Consider the following 16,935-nt stretch of genomic DNA (forward strand, 5'->3'; position numbering starts at 1 on the left):
CCGGCGCCCGGCGCCCGCCGCCCGGCGCGGGTCCGGACCGGCACAAGGGAGCACAAGGGAAGGGTGACAATGGAGGGGTGACCGAGTCCGAGGCGATACCCGTGACCCGCGCCGTCGACCACGGGACGGCCAAGCTGATGCCCGACGTCGACCGCGACCGGGCCTGGCTGCTCACCGTGGACGGCGCGCCGCAGTCCTACGTCGACCTCGACGCGCCCACCCACCTGGAGTTCGAGTACACGCGTCGGCTCGGGCACGTCCTGGACACGCTCGCCGCGCCGGGCCGCCCGCTGGACGTGCTGCACCTGGGCGGCGGCGCGCTTACCCTGCCCCGCTACGTCGCCGCGACCCGCCCCGGCTCGCACCAGGACGTCGTGGAGGCCGACCGGGGCCTGCTCGGGCTGGTCGCGGAGCACCTGCCGCTGCCGGACGGCGCCGCCGTCGCGCTGCACGCCGCCGACGCCCGCGCCTGGCTGGAGGCGGCTCCGGCCGACTCGGCGGACGTGCTGATCGCCGATGTCTTCGGCGGCTCCCGCATCCCGGCCCATCTGACGACGCTGGCCTACGCCCGCGAGGCGGAGCGGGTGCTGCGCCCCGACGGCGTCTACCTCGCCAACCTCGCCGACGCCGCGCCCTTCGCCTTCCTGCGCTCCCAACTCGCCACGTTCGCCGCGGTCTTCGCCGAGCTGGCGCTGATCGCGGAGCCGGGCGTGCTGAGGGGGCGCCGGTTCGGCAACGCGGTGCTGGTCGCGGCGCACCGCCCCCTCGACACGGCCGCGCTGGCCCGGCTCACCGCCGCCGACGCCTTTCCCGCCCGGGTCGAACACGGCGCCGCGCTGCGGGAGTTCACCGGCGGTGCGGCGCCCGTGCGGGACGCGGACGCGGTGGCGTCGCCGGAGCCGCCGGGCGGGGCGTTCGGGATCGGCTGACCCCGCCCGCTCCGGCGGCCGTCGCGGGGCGGCGGTCAGCCGGTCGGGTCGCCGTGCACCCGGACCGTGCTGAGGATCTTCATGACGGTCGCCTCGGGGATCTCGTTCTTGACGCCCTTCGCCGCGAAGAGGGTCCAGGAGACGAAGTCGCCCTGCGAGTTCTTGAAGGCGAAGGTGGTCGCCTTGCCGTCGCTGTCGCACTTGTGCTTCTTCGGCACACCGGAGGTGTAGGAGGTCGCGACGCTGCCCGTCACCCCGGACTTGGTGGTGTAGGGCGTGGCCTTGCCGACCTTCAGGTACTTCTTGGACGCGTCGGTCTGGTCGGTGAAGCCGCCGAAGGCGAAGGCGGCGGCGTCGCCGCGGGCGATGCTCGCGGTGTCCTTGCCGCCGTTCTCGCCCTTGGTGCCGCCGGCCGCCAGCGACGACGAGTCGAGGTGCCCGTCCTTGTCGTCGTCCGACGTGCACCAGTTCTTCTGGAGGTAGGCCGGCGCGGAGAAGCCGATGTACGGGTCGCCGGTCTTCTTGTCCTCGAAGAAGGTCGACCAGCCGGGCGAGGCCACCTCCCAGTCGGCGGGCACGTCGAACGCCGTGCCGTGCTTGGGATTGACGACGACCTTCCAGCCGGGGACCGTCGGCTTCTCGGTCTCGTTGCCGCGCGGGTTGTCCTCCGGGGCGGAGGAGGCCGGGCCCGGGTCGCCGGAGGCCGACTGCGACGCCGTCGCGGACCGGCTCGCCTTCGGGTCGCTCTTGTCGTCGGCCTTGTCGTCCTTCTTGCCGCCGAGCACCAGGAAACCGGTCACGCCCGCGGCCACCACCACGGCCGTCGCGGCGATGATCGCGACGAGCTTCGTCCGGTTCTTGCCGCCGCCCCCGCCGCCCCCGCCTCCGCTGCCGGGCGGCTGCGGTATGCCGGCGGGAGCCGGGGTGCCCCACTGCGGCGTGGGCGGCTGCTGCCCGTAGGGGCCGGGCTGCTGGTAGCCGGGCTGCTGATAGGGATTCGGCTGCTGGTAACCCGGCTGCTGATACGGGTTGTTCTGCGGGTTCTGCTCGCCCCCGGGCGGCTGCTGTCCTGGCCACATGGGCAGTAACCCTAGTGGCGCGGGGGCACGATTCGGTCACCGGTCCTTGTCAGGGACGTACCAGAAAGGCGGGGGTGGGGTGCGGATCACTCTGGCCAGCTCGATCTACTCGTGAGTAACATCTGGGTCATGAGCGCAGAACAGATGACGATCGGCGAGCTGCTCGCCGCCACGGTGCCCATGGTCCGCACCCTGAAGCTGGAGTACCTGGAGACCACGCCGGAGCGGGCGGTGCTGTCCCTGCCGGACCAGGAGGAGTACCGCAACCACGTAGGCGGGCCGCACGCCGGAGCGATGTTCACGCTCGGCGAGTCGGCCAGCGGCGCGGTCGTCCTCGCGGCCTTCGGCGACCAGCTCTCGCGGGCGGTGCCGCTGCCGGTGGACGCGCGGATCGCCTTCAAGAAGGTCGCCCTCGGCCCGGTCAAGGCCACCGCGACCCTGGACCGCCCCATCGCCGAGGTCGTCGCCGAGCTGGACGAGGGCCGCCGCCCCGAGTTCCCGGTCACCGTCCGGATCCAGCGCGAGGACGGCGCGGTGACCAGTGAAATGACGGTGGTGTGGACGCTGCGCCCCAACAACTGATGGGCCGGGGCCTGGAAGCCTGAGATTCGTCGGGGGCCGGGTCACGCGGCGACGCGCCGGCCCGGCGCCTTCTCCGCGGCGTCCGCCGTCGCGACGAACTCCCGGAGCCAGGACAGGAACGCGGGGCCGAGGCCAGGGCGGGCGCAGGCCAGGCGGACGACCGTGCGCAGGTAGTCCGCCTTGTCGCCGGTGTCGTAGCGCAGGCCGTCGAACACGACGCCGTGCACCGTGCCGGACGCGGCGAGTTCCTGGAGGGCGTCGGTCAGCTGGATCTCGCCGCCGCGGCCGGGCGGGGTGCGGTCCAGGACGTCGAACACGCCGGGATCCAGGACGTACCGGCCGATCACGGCGTACCCGCTCGGCGCCTCCTCGCGCGCCGGCTTCTCGACCAGGCCGGTGACGCGGACGACGCCTTCCTCGCCGGTCGCCTCGACCGCCGCGCAGCCGTAGAGGTGGATCTGCGCCGGGTCGACCTCCATCAGGGCGACCACACTGCCCGCGTACCGCTCGCGGACCTCCAGCATCCGGCGCAGCAGGGTCTCGCGCGGGTCGATGAGGTCGTCGCCGAGCAGCACCGCGAACGGCTGGTCGCCCACGTGGTGGCGGGCGCAGTGGACGGCGTGCCCGAGGCCGAGCGGGTCGCGCTGGCGGATGTGGTGGATCGCGGCGAGGCGCGCGGGGTCGCGCACGGCGTCCAGCCGCACGGCGTCGCCCTTGGCCGCCAGCGCCTGCTCCAGCTCGAAGGCCTGGTCGAAGTGGTCCTCGATGGCCCGCTTGTGCCGTCCGGTGACCATCAGGATGTCGTCGAGCCCGGCCGCCGCCGCCTCCTCGACCACGTACTGGATGGCCGGCTTGTCGACCACGGGCAGCATCTCCTTGGGCGTCGCCTTCGTCGCCGGCAGGAACCGGGTGCCGAGTCCGGCCGCCGGGACCACCGCCTTGCGGACGGGGCCGGCGGCACGGGCCGCACGGGCCGGGGCGGACGCCGGGCGCGGCGAAGGTGTGGACGTGGCCGGGGAAGGGGCCGCGGGCGTGGACGCGACCGCGGCGCTGGGTGCGGAGTCGATCATGCGGTCATGCTGGCCCACGGGGATGAGAGCGAGCCCGGAAGGACATGGGAGCCCGCTGTGTGCGGGAAGCCGGCGGGCTCCGACCTACGGAATTCAACGGAAAAGGTTGTGGATACTCGCGGTAACTCCCGGAGCGTTTCCGCGTATTGGCGTACGAGGTTTTCGAACTTCTTGTTTCCGGTGAGTAACGTGTGCGAAAGTGAGCCACCTCGCGGGGAGAGACGACGGCCGGCCTCCCTTTCCCGGCCGCGTGCGCGTTCCTCGCGAACTCGCTTTCCCCGAGGACGCATTCCGTGCGCCGTCCCGCGGCCTGGAAGGAAATGGTCCCGTGCGATCACCTCACCCTCCGCCTCCGCCCCGTCCGCCCCGGCCCGCGGCCGCACCGGCCGAGTCCGACCACCGGCTCGTCGCCCGCCTGCGGGAGTCCGGCGGCGGACCCGACGGCGGGCATCACGCCGTCGCGCTGCTGCTCGCCCGGCACTGGCGGGCGACCTACGACTACGCCGTCGTCTGCCTGGGCGCGCCGGGCGGCTCGGCCGCGATGGTGGCCACGGCCGCCTTCCGCCGGGTCCTGCGCGGGCCGGCCGGCGGCACGTCCGGCGGCGCGGCCGGCGGTACGAGGGACGGCGCGGCCGGCCGCGCGCTGCGGCCGCGGCTTCTGGTCGCCGTGCGGGAGACCGTACGGCAGTGGGCCGCCGACGACGCGGCCTGCGCCGTGCTGCCCGAATTGCGCAGGCCCTCCGGCGGCCGCGGACTGCGCGCGGTGCCGTCCCCGACACCCGAAAGGCGGCGGCTGGCCGAACGGGCGTTCCACGATCTTCCCGGCGCTTTCCAATGCCTGTTGTGGCACACCGAGGCGGAGGCCGATCCCCTAACCGTACCGGCCGGTCTGCTGGCCATGGACCCGAAAACCGCCGCGGGCCTGCGGGAACGTGCCCGGGAGCAATTCCGCGCCGGCTGTCTGCGCGCCCACCGGGAACTCGCGCCGACCGGGGAATGCCGAATCCTCGGCCCGCTCCTGCTCGACGTCCCCGCGTCGAGGGGCGGAGCGCTGCCGCCCGGTGCGCGGCGGCATCTGCGGGAGTGCCGCCACTGCGCGCACGCCGCCGAGCAGTTCGGCTGCTTCGACGGCGGCCTCGACGTCCTGCTCGCCGAGGCCGTCCTCGGCTGGGGCGCCCGCCGCTACCTCGACTCCCGTACGGCGCGCGGCGTCTCGGGCGCCGGGGGAGGGGCGGACGGCGGGCGGTCCGCAAGCGGCGCGAGGGGGTTCGGGGGAGCCGGGAGCGGCGGCTCGGGCGGTGCGGGCGGGTCCGTCGGGCGCGGCCGCGCCGCGGAGCAGTGGCGCGGGCACCGGACGGCGGTGGCGGTGGGCGCGGGACTGGCGTCCCTGGTGCTGCTCACCGGCGTCCCGACGGCCGGCCCGGGCGGCGACGACCGGTGGGCGCCCGCCGCCCGGACCGCCTGGAGCGTGCCCGGCGGCGGCCCCGCCGCCCGGCGGGGCACGGCCGGGACCGCGTCCCCGGTCCGCTCCGGCCCGGCGGGTCCGGCCCCGGCCGCGGGCGTCCGGCCGGTGGCCGGATCGCGGTGACGGCCGGTTCGGCGGCGGGCGGCCCGGCGGAGCCGAACCGGTAGGCTTTTCGGTAGGGCGCCTCCGCGCCCGGAACGCACGGGCGCGAAACGGGGAGGACCGGCGGTGCACGTCCAGGAGTGGCTCGACACGGTACCGGCGGCGGCCGTGTACGCCGTGGTGGCACTGGTCATCGGTCTGGAGAGCCTGGGCATCCCGCTGCCCGGCGAGATCATCCTCGTCTCCGCCGCGCTGATGTCCTCCCAGAACTCGGACATCAACCCCGTCGTGCTCGGCGCCTGCGCCGTCGTCGGCGCGGTGGTCGGCGACTCGATCGGCTACGCCATCGGCCGCAAGGGCGGCAGACCGCTGCTCGCCTGGCTCGGCCGGAAGTTCCCGAGGCACTTCAGCGAGGGCCATGTCGCCACCGCCGAACGGTCCTTCGAGAAGTGGGGCATGTGGGCCGTGTTCTTCGGCCGCTTCGTCGCCCTGCTGCGCATCTTCGCCGGCCCGCTCGCGGGCGTGCTGCACATGCCGTACTGGAAGTTCCTGATCGCCAACGTCCTCGGCGGCCTCTGCTGGGCGGGCGGCACCACGGCCGTCATCTACTACGTGGGTGTCGTGGCCGAGTCCTGGCTGAAGAAGTTCTCCTACCTCGGCCTGGTCGTCGCCGTGCTGATCGGTCTCGGCTCGATGCTGGTGATCAAGCGCAAGGCGAAGAAGGCGCAGGCCGAGCGCCAGGTGTCCGAGGAACCGGAGCCGGTGCCCGCGGGGGAGTGAGCGGGAGCGCCTCCCCAGCGCTCCCAGCGCCTCCGGGCACCCCGCCGGCTCCGTCGGGCCCCGCCGGCTCCGTCGGGCCCCGCCGGCTCCGTCAGGCCCCGCCGGACCCGCTACTTCTCGTGCACCTCGCGGTGCGCCGTGGCCAGCTCCGCGTACATCGTGCCGTTCAGCGTGATCCCCTGGCGCTCCTCGTCCGTCAGCTCCCGCCGGACCTTGGCCGGCACCCCGGCCACCAGCGAACCCGGCGGCACCCGCATCCCCTGCGGCACCAAGGCCTGCGCGGCCACCAGCGAACCCGCGCCGATCACCGCGCCGTTCAGCACCGTCGCGCCCATCCCGATCAGGCAGTCGTCCTCGACCGTCGCGCCGTGCACCACCGCGTTGTGCCCGATGGAGACCCGCTCGCCCACGGTGACCGGGAACCCCGGGTCGGCGTGCAGCGTGCAGTTGTCCTGCACGTTGCTGTCCGCGCCGACGGCGATCCGCTCGACGTCGCCGCGCAGCACCGCGCCGTACCAGACACTCGCGCCCGCGCCCAGCGTCACGTCACCGATCACCGTGGCCGTGGGCGCCGTGAACGCCCGCTCGTCCACCTGCGGTTCCCGGCCGCCGATGCCCGTGATCAGCGCTTTGTGCGTCATGCTCGTCCTGCCTTTCCGCGCGGGGGGAGGCCCCGGTCTCCCGGAACCGTACGTCATCCGGTGGGGTGAAGATCACAGGTGTCCGGCCGCTCGGGCGCGTGCGGGGCTGAGTACGGTGAGCGGGTGCCCAAGTCCAAGAACACGTTCTCGTCCTGGCGGCGCGGCCTCGCGCAGCGCGCCGTCCACGCGGCGTGGGCGTGGGCGCAGCGCACGGGTTCGGTCACGGCCGAACACCCCGGCAGGCTCCGCTTCGGGGCGCTCGGCGAGGGGACCAGGCTCGCCTTCCCGCTCGGCACCGTCTTCGGCGAGCCGTGGATCCGTCTCGGCGCGTACTGCATCATCGGCGAGCGGGTCACGCTGACCGCGGGCCTGATGCCCGACCTGGACCTCGGCCCGGACCCGATCCTGCGCATCGGCGACGGCGTCGTCCTCGGCCGCGGCAGCCACGTCATCGCCGACACCACGGTCACCATCGGCAGCGACTGCTACTTCGGTCCGTACGTCTACGTCACCTCCACCAACCACTCCTACGACGACCCCCACCAGCCCATCGGCAAGCAGTGGCCGCGCATGGAGCCGGTGGAGATCGGCCCCGGCTGCTGGATCGGCACCGGCGCGGTGATCCTGCCCGGCGCGCGGATCGGCCGGAACGTGGTGGTCGCCGCCGGCGCCGTGGTCCGCGGCGAGGTGCCCGACCACGCCGTCGTCGCGGGGGCGCCGGCCCGGGTCGTACGCCGCTGGACGCCCGCCGAGGGCTGGCAGCCGCCGCTGCGGACCCCGGCCCCGGTGCCGATACCGGACGGTGTGACACCGGACCAGCTGGTGGCCGTGGCCGGACTGGACGACGAGACCGTCGCCCGCCTCGCGGACCTGGACGACGAGAGCGCCGCCCGCCCGGCCGCCTCCTGACGCCGGTCGCCTTCCTCGCGCAGGCCGCGCCACTCCGCCGGGTCTCCGCTCCGTTCCGGCGCCGCCCCGGTCAGCCCGTCGCCAGCAGCAGTGTGCCCAGCAGTGCCAGTCCCGCGCCCGCCGCCTGGACCGCGCGGAGCCGTTCGCTGAGGAAGCCCCGGGCGGCCAGCGCGGTCACCACCGGGTAGAGCGAGGCCAGCACGGCGGCGACGGTGACCGGACCGTGCTGCGCGGCGACCGCGTACGTGCCGTTGGCCGCGACGTCGGCGAGGCCGACGAAGGCGAACGCCGGCACGGCCGCCCACCGCAGGCCGCCCGGCGGCAGCACCTCGCCGCCCCGCCGCGCGGACGCGTACAGCGCCGCCCCGCCCGCCGCCACATTGGTCACGCGCTGCACGAAGAGCGCGAGGAAGAGGCCGGGCACGGTGGTAGAAGCCTCGGCGATCAGCGCGAACACCGTGCCGAAGCCGAGCGCCGCGACGAGCGTCAGCCCGATCGTCCGGCGCTGCACGGCGGCGCCCCCCAGCCGCGGGCCGCCCGCGAGCACGACGCCGCCGACGGCGACCGCGATGCCCGCGACCTGGAGCAGTCCCGGCCGCTCCCCGAGCACCAGGCCGACCCCGATGGGCACCGCCACGCTCAGCGTCGCCAGCGGCGACACCACGCCCATCGGGCCGAGCGCGAGCGCCTTGTAGAAGGAGAGCATCGCCACCGGCCCGACCAGCCCCGCCGCGACGGCGAACCACAGCCGCGGGCCTGCCTCGCCCCAGGCGCCGGTGGCCGCCACGATCACGCCGAGCACCAGCGCGGCGATCGACTGGGAGACCACGACCACCGTGAGGGCCGGGTTGCGGCGTGTGAGCAGCCCGCCGCCGAAGTCGGCCAGTCCCCACAGGAGGCTGGTGGCCAGGGCGAAGAATGCTGTCACGGGACGCCTCGCAGTACAGTTCGGTGAACGATCGGGTGCAACCCACCGTAGTTCAGCAAAGTGAACTCTGTCATCCAGAATATTGGACGGAATGTGTCGGACCTCGACCTGCTGACCCAGTCCCTGGCGCGCAACGTCAAACGCTGGCGCACCGAGCGCGGCTTCACCCTGGACACGCTCGCCGCCCGCGCGGCGGTCAGCCGCGGCATGCTCATCCAGATCGAGCAGGCCCGCACCAACCCCAGCCTCGGTACCGTGGTCAAGATCGGCGACGCGCTCGGCGTCAGCATCACCACGCTGCTCGACTACGAGCAGGGCCCCAGGGTCCGCATCGTCCCCGCCGACCAGGCCGTCCGGCTCTGGCACACCGACGCCGGCAGCTACAACCGGCTCCTGGCGGGCGCCGAGGCGCCGGGCCCGCTGGAGATGTGGGAGTGGCGGCTGATGCCCGGCGAGGGCAGCCCCTCCGACCCGCACCCCGGCGGAACGGTCGAACTGGTGCACGTCACGGCGGGCGAGCTGACGCTCACGGTCGACGGGGCCGACTACCGCGTGCCCGAGGGCGCGAGCGCCTCCTTCGAGGCCAACGCCCCGCACGCCTACGCCAACACCGGGGAGGCGCCGATGGAAATGATCATGACGGTCTCGGTGCCGCCCGTGCACTGAGACGCCCCGACGGGCCCCGCCGCGCGGCTGTTAGCGTGCCCGCATGCGCGCACCCATCGGAGACTTCCAGCAGGCCGCCGCCGCTCCCGACTCCCTCGACGAACTGGTCCGCCCGGTCGCCGAGGCCGTACGCCACTGGCGTGGCAGCGTCCCCGCCGAGCAGATCGTCTACGTCGACACCGACCCGCAGTGGGCGGACACCGCGACCTTCGTCGAGCACTACGGCCGCGAGCTGCTGGAGCAGTCGGCGAACTGCGTGGTGGTGGCCGGCAAGCGTGGCGGTGAGTCCCGGCTGGCCGCCTGCCTCGTGCTCTCCACCACCCGCGTCGACGTCAACGGCGTCGTGCGCCGCCAACTCGACGCCCGCAAGGCGTCGTTCGCGTCCATGGACGTGGCCACCGGGGAGACCGGCATGGAGTACGGCGGCATCACCCCGATCGGCCTCCCCGAGGAGTGGCCCGTCCTGGTCGACTCCGCCGTGGTCGACCTGCCCTACGTCCTCGTCGGCAGCGGCCGGCGCCGCGGCAAGCTCCTGGTGCCGGGCAAGGCGTTCGCGGAGCTGCCGGGGGCCGTGGTGCTGGACGGACTCGGCGTCTGACCCGGGGGGAGAGGCCGGCCGGACGGCACCTAGGGCAGCCGGGGGATCTCGATCGCCGGGCAGCGGTCCATGACCATGTCGAGGCCCGCCGCCCGGGTCCGCTCGCAGGCGGCCTCGTCGATCACGCCCAGCTGGAACCAGACCGCCTTCGCGCCCTTGGCGACCGCCTCGTCGGCGACCGCGCCGGCCAGCTCGCCGTTGACGAAGACGTCGACCACGTCCACGTCGAAGGGGATGTCCGCCAGCGACGCGTAGCCCTGCTCGCCGTGCACGGTCTCCGCCTTCGGGTGCACCGGGACGACGCGCTTGCCGAACCGCTGGAGCACCTCGGCCACCCCGTAGGCGGCGCGGCCGCGGTTGGACGACAGGCCCACCACGGCCCAGGTGTCGCCGAGTTCGGTCAGGATCTTGCGCACCGTCGCCGTGTCGCCGTACCCCACAGGTCTCTCCTCGCGTCTCGTCACCGCTCGTCCTTGGGGCAACAGCGGGCCGGGCCGGGCGATTCCCCGCCCGCGGCCCGCCCCGCATAGACATCTCAGGGAGCTAAGAAGTCAAGCTGGCTCCTCGGCAGTCGGCTTGTAGGCCAGGAAACTGGCGAACTTCCAGTTCAGTTCCTCATCGCGTTCCTGCACCAACTGAGCGGTGATGGTGAACCCTGCCTCGCTCACCAGCTCAGCGATCTGGTGTGTGGTCAGCCGATACGACGCGTAGGACACAGGGTGGCCGCCATAGCCGTGTGTCGGACGCCGGTGCTCACCGGTGCCTACGTGGCCAGCGAGGAGGAGATGCCCGCCAGGTGCCAGGGTGCGGTGGAACTCGGCGAACACGACCGGCAGCAGCTCCGGAGGCGTGTGGTGGGTGGAGTAGTAGGCCAGGATGCCGCCGAGCGTGTCGTCTTCAATCTCCAACGCGGTCATGGAACCCACGGAGAAGCGCAGGTCCGGATAGCTAATTCGGGCCAGTTCGATCATCTTTGGGGACACATCGATGCCGAATGCAGAGACTCCGAGTCCTGCCATGTGCGCCGTCACCCTTCCGGGTCCACAGCCCAGGTCAGCGACCGGTCCTCGGTCGGATGCCTGCACCAGTTCGGCGAAGGCGGTCAGCATCGAGCGTGACAATGGGTCCAGCTCAGACGGGGTCTTGACAAGGGCGGAGTAGTCGTCGGCCACGGTGTCGTATGACTCCCGGACCGCGGCGAGGTAGGAAGGCTCAGTCACGCGGTGAATCTAGACGGGTGCACTGACAGTGCTTGTGACCGATGGCCGGCTCAAGCAGGTGCTTGAGCGAGTGGCGCGAAAGCGTGTTGTTCGTCGAAGTGTTGCCGGGTCTGGAGGCAGTGGTGGAGCTGGCCGAAAAAGCGGTTGAGCAGGTGGCGCTGGGCGGCGTTGTGCCAGTCTCCGTACTCGCGTCGGCGCCGGTAGTGGGCGTTGGCGCCGGGCGAGGCCTGGAGGGCTGAGAAGCCCAGAGGAAGCCGGCGTGCATGAGCCGGTTGTTCTTTACGAAGCGGCGGCCGACGTAGCGTTTCTTGCCGGATGCGCGGGTGATGGGGGCGGAGCCGGCGTAGGACTTGAGCGCTCTGGCGTCGGCGAAGCGGGTCCGGTCGTCGCCGATCTCGGCGAGGACACGGGCTGCGAGCTGGGGACCGAGTCCGGGGAAACTGAGCAGGATCTCGCTGTCAGCGTGCTGTTGGAAGGCGACTTCGGTGGCTGTAGCGAGGTCGTCCGCGGTCTGGCAGGTGGCGTCCAGCTGCTTGAACAGGGCGAGCAGCTGCTGACCGAAGGCGTCTTCGACGGCCGGGAGGTGGTGGGCGTACTCGGCGCGGAAGGCGCTCCGCAGGCTTTCGGCCTCGGTGCCGAAGGACTGGGTGCGTCCGCCGCGTTTGAGGGCGGCCCGGAGTTGGGCGAGGGTGAGCCGGGCAGCCTTCGCCGTGGTCGGCGCCACAGTGAGGATGACTCGGGCGTCTGCCCTGGTCAGGCCGCCTTCCTTGCCTTGGAAGGCGTGCAGAGCGGCGGGGAAGTACTGGCGAAGCAGGGAACGGACCTGGTTGGCGACCTGCTGGCGGCTCCAGACGGCGTCCTGCTGGGCGCGGGCCAGCACCGCGATGGCTTGGGCGAGTTCGCTGTCGGCGGGCAGTGGCCGGTGGGCATGCATGTCGGTGCGCAGGATGTTCGCCAGGACCAGGGCGTCGCCGGGGTCGGACTTCTTGTGGCTGACGCCGTGGCGATCACGGTAGCGGGCGGCGGCGAGCGGGTTGATCGCGAAGACCTGGCGGCTGCCGGTGCGCAGGGCGGGTCACGAGCACATGCGGGTCACGCGGCGCTCTAATCCCAGGACTCACAGGTCCGCCATCTCAGTGTCCGTTCGCGACACCAGCGCACCCCAGGGGCTCGGTCTTTCGCAGAGCTCACGGGCTCGTGGATGGAAGCAAGAGGTCGACCCTGGAGCGGGCTCGCGCCGTGACAGTCAACGTCCGGCCGGTCGCCGTGAATTTCGCGGTGGTCACGGAGACACCGGGATGCGCCGCTCTTGACAGAGGCCTCGAAAGGCCCGGGGAAACGGAGGCATCAGCCCGGTGCCCGCGACATCATCGCGCGGCACGGATGGCGGTGGGTTCCGTGGCGGTGCCGAAGGCGCCGGGTCTCGCCGCTCAATGCGAAGGCCTCTGGGGCCAGGCGGCACCATTCTCAGAGCGGTTCTCCAGGACCAAGAGGGCCGAAGGCGTTCCGCCGTCCGTCGCAAGCCGCCCGTCGGCCCCTTGTGGGGACCAGACCGAGCCGCTTACACCCTGGATTAGGCTGGCCCGATGCAGGACGAGTACCGCACGGTCGCCCACCCGGGTGTGCACGAGACCGAGATCAACCGCTCCCGCTTCCTGTGCGCCCTCGCCCCGGCGGCCACCGAACAGGAGGCCCAGGAGTTCGTCGCGGCCGTCCGCAGGGAGCACGCCGACGCCACCCACAACTGCTGGGCCTACGTCATCGGCGCCGACGCCGGCGTCCAGAAGGCCAGCGACGACGGCGAGCCCGGCGGCACCGCCGGGGCGCCCATGCTCCAGATGCTGCTGCGCCGCGACATGCGGTACGTCGTCGCCGTCGTCACCCGCTACTACGGCGGGGTCAAGCTCGGCGCGGGCGGTCTCATCCGGGCCTACGGCGGCGCGGTCGGCGAGGCCCTGGACGCGCTCGGTACCCGGACCCGCCGCCGCTTCCGCCTCGCCACGGTGACCGTCGACCACCAGCGGGCCGGCAAGGTGCAGAACGACCTGCGGGCCACCGGCCGGGAGGTGCGCGACGTGCGCTACGGCGAGTCGGTCGCCATCGAGATCGGTCTGCCGGACGCCGACGTCGACGCCTTCCGCGCCTGGCTGGCCGACGCGACCGCCGGAAGCGCCGCGCTCGACCTGGGCGGCGAGGCGTACGGCGACGCGTGAAAGCTCACGCGACAGAACGGGCATTCACTGAACAATCAGGGCAATCAGTGCCGTCCGTGGCGGGGGACGCGGGAACGGCCGCCCGTGCTGTCGGACCCGGCCGTTAGTCTTCGGGAATCATGAGGCTGCTGCACACTTCCGACTGGCATCTGGGCCGGTCGTTCCACCGGGTGAGCATGCTGGACGCCCAGGCCGCCTTCCTCGGCCATCTCGCGGCGACCGTGCGCGAACGCGACGTCGACGCCGTGGTCGTCTCCGGAGACGTGTACGACCGCGCCGTGCCCCCGCTGGCCGCCGTCGAACTGTTCGACGACGCCCTGCACCGCCTCGCCGGCCTCGGCGTGCCCACCGTGATGATCTCCGGCAACCACGACTCCGCCCGCCGGCTCGGCGTCGGCGCCGGGCTGATCGACCGCGCGGGCATCCACCTGCGCACCGAGCCGGCGGCCTGCGCCACCCCGGTGGTGCTGGCCGACGCGCACGGCGACGTCGCCTTCTACGGGCTGCCCTACCTCGAACCGGCCCTCGTGAAGGACGCGTTCGGGGTCGAGAAGGCGGGCCACGAGCAGGTGCTCGCCGCCGCCATGGACCGGGTGCGCGCCGACCTCGCCACGCGGCCGCGCTCCACCCGCTCGGTCGTCCTCGCGCACGCCTTCGTCACCGGCGGCGAGGCCAGCGACAGCGAGCGGGACATCACCGTCGGCGGAGTGGCCGCCGTCCCCGCAGGCGTCTTCGACGGCGTCGACTACGCCGCCCTCGGCCATCTGCACGGCTGCCAGACCATCACCGAGCGCGTGCGCTACTCCGGCTCCCCGCTGCCGTACTCCTTCTCCGAGGCCGCGCACCGCAAGAGCGTGTGGATCGTCGACCTGGACGCCGACGGCTCGGTCACCGCCGAACGCGTCGACTGCCCGGTGCCGCGCCCGCTGGCCCGCCTCCGCGGCGCCCTGCAGGACCTGCTCGCCGACCCGGCGCTCGACCCCCACCGGGAGGCGTGGGTGGAGGCCACGCTCACCGACCCGGTCCGGCCCGCCGACCCGATGGCCCGGCTCACCGAACGCTTCCCGCACACCCTCAGCCTGGTCTTCGACCCCGAGCGCGCCCCCGACGACCCGGACGTCTCCTACGCCCGCCGGCTCGCCGGCCGCGACGACCAGCAGATCGCCGAGGACTTCGTCGCCCATGTCCGCGGCGCCGGACCCGACGCGCACGAGCGGGACGTGCTGCGCGCGGCGTTCGACGCGGCCCGCCTGGAGGAACTGGACGACCTGGGCGAATCGGCGCACGAGGTGACGCGGTGAGCCCGCGACCGCGCACCCCGGCACGCGGTCGCGCCGCGCGCCCGGGCGTGGGCGGCGCCCCGACGGGGCCGTACGCGACGCGCTCGTACGAGACTCGGCCCTACGGGACTCGGCCGCACCATCAGGGAGGGGCGCAGTGAGGCTGCACCGGCTCGACGTCACCGCCTTCGGCCCCTTCGGCAGCCGCCAGAGCGTCGACTTCGACGCGCTGTCGGCCGCCGGGCTGTTCCTGCTGCACGGGCCGACCGGCGCCGGCAAGACCTCCGTGCTGGACGCCGTCTGCTACGCCCTGTACGGCTCCGTGCCCGGCGCCCGGCAGAACGGACAGGGGATCGCCCTGCGCAGCGACCACGCCGCCGCGGCCACCCGCACCGAGGTCGCCCTCGACCTGACCGTGGCCGGCCGCCGGCTGGAGATCACCCGGCAGCCGCCCTGGGAACGCCCCAAGCGGCGCGGCACGGGCACGACCGTCGACAAGGCGCAGACCTGGCTGCGCGAGTACGACGCGACGGCGGGCGCCTGGAAAGACCTCAGCCGCTCCCACCAGGAGATCGGCGAGGAGATCACCCAGCTGCTCGGCATGAGCCGGGAACAGTTCTGCCAGGTCGTGCTGCTGCCCCAGGGCGACTTCGCCCGCTTCCTGCGCGCCGACGCCGAGGCCCGCGGCAAGCTGCTCGGCCGCCTGTTCGACACCCGGCGCTTCGCCGAGGTCGAGAAGCGCCTCGCCGAACGCCGGCGCGCCACCGAGGCCCAGGTGCGCGAGGGCGACGCCGCGCTGCTCGCCGACGCGCACCGGATGCAGCAGGCGGCCGGCGACGCCATGGAACTGCCCGGCCTCGCCCCCGGCGACCCGGGCCTGGCCGAAGCGGTGCTGACCGCCGCGGCCGTCGCCCGCAGCACCGCCCGCGACCGGCTCACCGTCGCCCACTGCCGGCTCACCGCCGCCGAGACCGACCGGCTCGCCGCCGAACGCGCCCTGACCGGCGTACGCGAACTCGCCAGGCTCCAGAGCCGGTTCGCCGAGGCGCGCGAACGCGCCGAGCGGCTGGCGCAGCGGGCCGGCACGCACGAGGAGACCCGGACGCGGATGGAACGCGGCCGCAAGGCCGCGACCGTCGCACCCGCGCTGGAACTGCGGGAGGCCGCCGACGCCGAACACCGGCGCGCGGCCGGAGCCGAGGCGCACGCCCGCGCCCGGCTCCCGGACCGCTTCGCCGAGGCGGGCGCCGCCGGGCTCGCGGCCGCCGCCCGCCGCGCCGCCGAGGAACTCGGCTCGCTGGAGTCCGCCCGCCGCGCCGAACGCCGCCTGGCCGAGCTTCTCGCCGAACGCGCCGAGGCCGACGACCAGGAGCGCGCCGACGAGGACGCGCTCCAGGAGGCCGAGAGCTGGCTCGCCGGCTGGGAGACGGCCCGCACCGGCCTGCACAGCCGGATCGAGACCGCGCAGGAGGCGGCCGGCCGGGCCGAACAGCTCGCCGTACGGCGCGAACCCGCCCAGACCCGGCTGCGGGCCGCCCGCGACCGGGACCGGCTGACCGAGGAGAGCGACCGGGCACGGCAGCGCGCCCTCGCCTCCGGCGAGAAGTCCCTGGAGCTCAAGGAGCACTGGCTGCGGCTCAAGGAGCAGCGGCTGACCGGCATCGCCGCCGAACTGGCCGCGAACCTCGCCGACGGCGCGCCCTGCGCCGTCTGCGGCGCCACCGAGCATCCCGCGCCCGCCCGCAAGGTCGCCGGACACGTCGACCGCGAGACGGAGGAGCGCGCCCTCGCCGACCACCAGGCCGCCGAGCGCCGGCACGCCGAGGACGAGCGCCGCCTCGCCGCCCTGAGCGCGGAACTGGCCGCCGCGGCCGCCGAGGCCAGTGACGCCCCCGCCGAACGGCTCGCCGACGAGGCCGAGGAGCTGGACCGGCGGCTCGCGCGGGCGCGGCAGGACGCCTCCGCGCTGCACCCGGCCCAGCTGGAGCTGCGCGCCGCCGAGCAGGAGCGCGAACGCCGGCTCGCCGACCGCAGGCAGATCGAGCTGCACGCGGCCTCCCGGCTGGCCCGCCGCGAGGACCTGGACCGGCAGCGGACGGTCCTGGAGTCGGAGATCGCCGAAGCCCGCGGCGCCGCCCCCACGGTCGCCGCCCGGGCCGCCCAGCTGGAACGCCGGGCGGTCCTGCTGACCGCCGCCGCCGACGCGGCACGCGCCGCCGAGGAGAGCGCGGAGCGGCTCAAGGACGCCGACGGACGGCTCGCCGAGGCCGCCTTCCGGGCCGGCTTCGGCACCCCGCGGGACGCCGCCGCCGCGCTCCTGGACGACGGCGCCCACCGCGAGCTGCAACGCCGCCTCGACGCCTGGCAGGCGGAGGAGGCGGCGGTGCGCGCGGTGCTCGCCGAGGCGGACACCGTCGCCGCCGCGCAACGGCCGCCCGCCGACCTCGCCGCGGCCGGCGCCGCCGCCCTCCTC

General features: G+C 74.0%; 16 protein-coding genes and 1 pseudogene. 10 read left to right on the forward strand and 7 right to left on the reverse strand.

The features are described from left to right. Nucleotides 1–137 precede the first annotated feature (137 nt). Nucleotides 138–929, forward strand: coding sequence for a spermidine synthase (locus tag ABEB07_RS22785; protein WP_345670064.1), 792 nt, complete (start codon nt 138–140; stop codon nt 927–929). A gap of 35 nt (nt 930–964) precedes the next feature. On the opposite strand, the gene ABEB07_RS22790 is transcribed toward ABEB07_RS22785, so the two are convergent. Next, nucleotides 965–2,008 (reverse strand): hypothetical protein, encoded by a 1,044-nt coding sequence (locus ABEB07_RS22790; RefSeq protein WP_345670053.1) that lies wholly within the window; start codon nt 2,006–2,008, stop codon nt 965–967. Nucleotides 2,009–2,152: 144 nt separating this feature from the next. Here ABEB07_RS22790 and ABEB07_RS22795 point away from each other — a divergent pair, with 144 nt between their 5' ends. Beyond that, nucleotides 2,153–2,590, forward strand: coding sequence for a DUF4442 domain-containing protein (locus ABEB07_RS22795; RefSeq protein ID WP_164589278.1), 438 nt, complete (start codon nt 2,153–2,155; stop codon nt 2,588–2,590). Between the two features lie 41 nt (nt 2,591–2,631). On the opposite strand, the gene galU is transcribed toward ABEB07_RS22795, so the two are convergent. Further along, nucleotides 2,632–3,660, reverse strand: coding sequence for a UTP--glucose-1-phosphate uridylyltransferase GalU (gene galU / locus ABEB07_RS22800; RefSeq protein ID WP_345670055.1), 1,029 nt, complete (start codon nt 3,658–3,660; stop codon nt 2,632–2,634). 328 nt (nt 3,661–3,988) lie between these two features. On the opposite strand from galU, the gene ABEB07_RS22805 reads away from it, so the two are divergent. After that, on the forward strand, nt 3,989–5,248 hold the full coding sequence (locus ABEB07_RS22805; protein WP_345670056.1) for a hydrolase: 1,260 nt from the start codon (nt 3,989–3,991) through the stop codon (nt 5,246–5,248). 105 nt (nt 5,249–5,353) lie between these two features. Then, nucleotides 5,354–6,007, forward strand: a complete 654-nt coding sequence (locus ABEB07_RS22810) for a DedA family protein (protein ID WP_176148139.1) — start codon at nt 5,354–5,356, stop codon at nt 6,005–6,007. 110 nt (nt 6,008–6,117) lie between these two features. Here the strand turns inward: ABEB07_RS22810 and ABEB07_RS22815 are convergent, their stop codons facing one another. After that, the gene (locus ABEB07_RS22815) at nt 6,118–6,648 is read right to left on the reverse strand and encodes a gamma carbonic anhydrase family protein (protein ID WP_164589690.1); all 531 of its coding nucleotides are present in this window, start codon (nt 6,646–6,648) and stop codon (nt 6,118–6,120) included. A gap of 123 nt (nt 6,649–6,771) precedes the next feature. On the opposite strand from ABEB07_RS22815, the gene ABEB07_RS22820 reads away from it, so the two are divergent. Further along, entirely contained in the window at nt 6,772–7,557 is a 786-nt protein-coding gene (locus ABEB07_RS22820; RefSeq protein ID WP_345670057.1) for an acyltransferase, read from the forward strand. A gap of 70 nt (nt 7,558–7,627) precedes the next feature. Here ABEB07_RS22820 and ABEB07_RS22825 read toward each other — a convergent pair whose 3' ends face one another. Next, nucleotides 7,628–8,485, reverse strand: a complete 858-nt coding sequence (locus ABEB07_RS22825) for a DMT family transporter (protein WP_345670058.1) — start codon at nt 8,483–8,485, stop codon at nt 7,628–7,630. A gap of 93 nt (nt 8,486–8,578) precedes the next feature. Between ABEB07_RS22825 and ABEB07_RS22830 the strand changes: the two genes are divergently transcribed. Then, complete coding sequence (locus ABEB07_RS22830; protein ID WP_345670059.1) at nt 8,579–9,151, forward strand: helix-turn-helix domain-containing protein; 573 nt, start codon at nt 8,579–8,581, stop codon at nt 9,149–9,151. Nucleotides 9,152–9,194: 43 nt separating this feature from the next. Further along, nucleotides 9,195–9,749, forward strand: coding sequence for a YbaK/EbsC family protein (locus ABEB07_RS22835; RefSeq protein ID WP_164587559.1), 555 nt, complete (start codon nt 9,195–9,197; stop codon nt 9,747–9,749). A 29-nt stretch (nt 9,750–9,778) separates the two neighbouring features. On the opposite strand, the gene ABEB07_RS22840 is transcribed toward ABEB07_RS22835, so the two are convergent. The 3 genes and pseudogenes from ABEB07_RS22840 to ABEB07_RS22850 all read right to left on the reverse strand — a co-directional run. Continuing rightward, nucleotides 9,779–10,189 (reverse strand): CoA-binding protein, encoded by a 411-nt coding sequence (locus ABEB07_RS22840; RefSeq protein WP_176148135.1) that lies wholly within the window; start codon nt 10,187–10,189, stop codon nt 9,779–9,781. Between the two features lie 111 nt (nt 10,190–10,300). Further along, nucleotides 10,301–10,969, reverse strand: a complete 669-nt coding sequence (locus ABEB07_RS22845; RefSeq protein ID WP_345670060.1) for a class I SAM-dependent methyltransferase — start codon at nt 10,967–10,969, stop codon at nt 10,301–10,303. Between the two features lie 50 nt (nt 10,970–11,019). Next, nucleotides 11,020–12,041, reverse strand: a pseudogene (locus ABEB07_RS22850) (IS110 family RNA-guided transposase); the annotation flags it as partial. A gap of 514 nt (nt 12,042–12,555) precedes the next feature. Here ABEB07_RS22850 and ABEB07_RS22855 point away from each other — a divergent pair. From ABEB07_RS22855 to ABEB07_RS22865, 3 genes are all read left to right on the forward strand, one after another. After that, nucleotides 12,556–13,182: a YigZ family protein gene (locus ABEB07_RS22855; protein ID WP_345670061.1), complete on the forward strand. Its 627-nt coding sequence runs from the start codon at nt 12,556–12,558 to the stop codon at nt 13,180–13,182. A gap of 119 nt (nt 13,183–13,301) precedes the next feature. Further along, nucleotides 13,302–14,483 (forward strand): exonuclease SbcCD subunit D, encoded by a 1,182-nt coding sequence (locus ABEB07_RS22860; RefSeq protein WP_345670062.1) that lies wholly within the window; start codon nt 13,302–13,304, stop codon nt 14,481–14,483. A 136-nt stretch (nt 14,484–14,619) separates the two neighbouring features. Continuing rightward, nucleotides 14,620–16,935, forward strand: a 2,316-nt coding sequence (locus ABEB07_RS22865) for an SMC family ATPase (RefSeq protein WP_345670063.1), incomplete at its 3' end; no start/stop codon positions are given.

The sequence above is a fragment of the Streptomyces similanensis genome (genome assembly GCF_039543625.1).
In the GTDB taxonomy this organism is placed as follows: Bacteria; Actinomycetota; Actinomycetes; order Streptomycetales; family Streptomycetaceae; genus Streptomyces; species Streptomyces similanensis.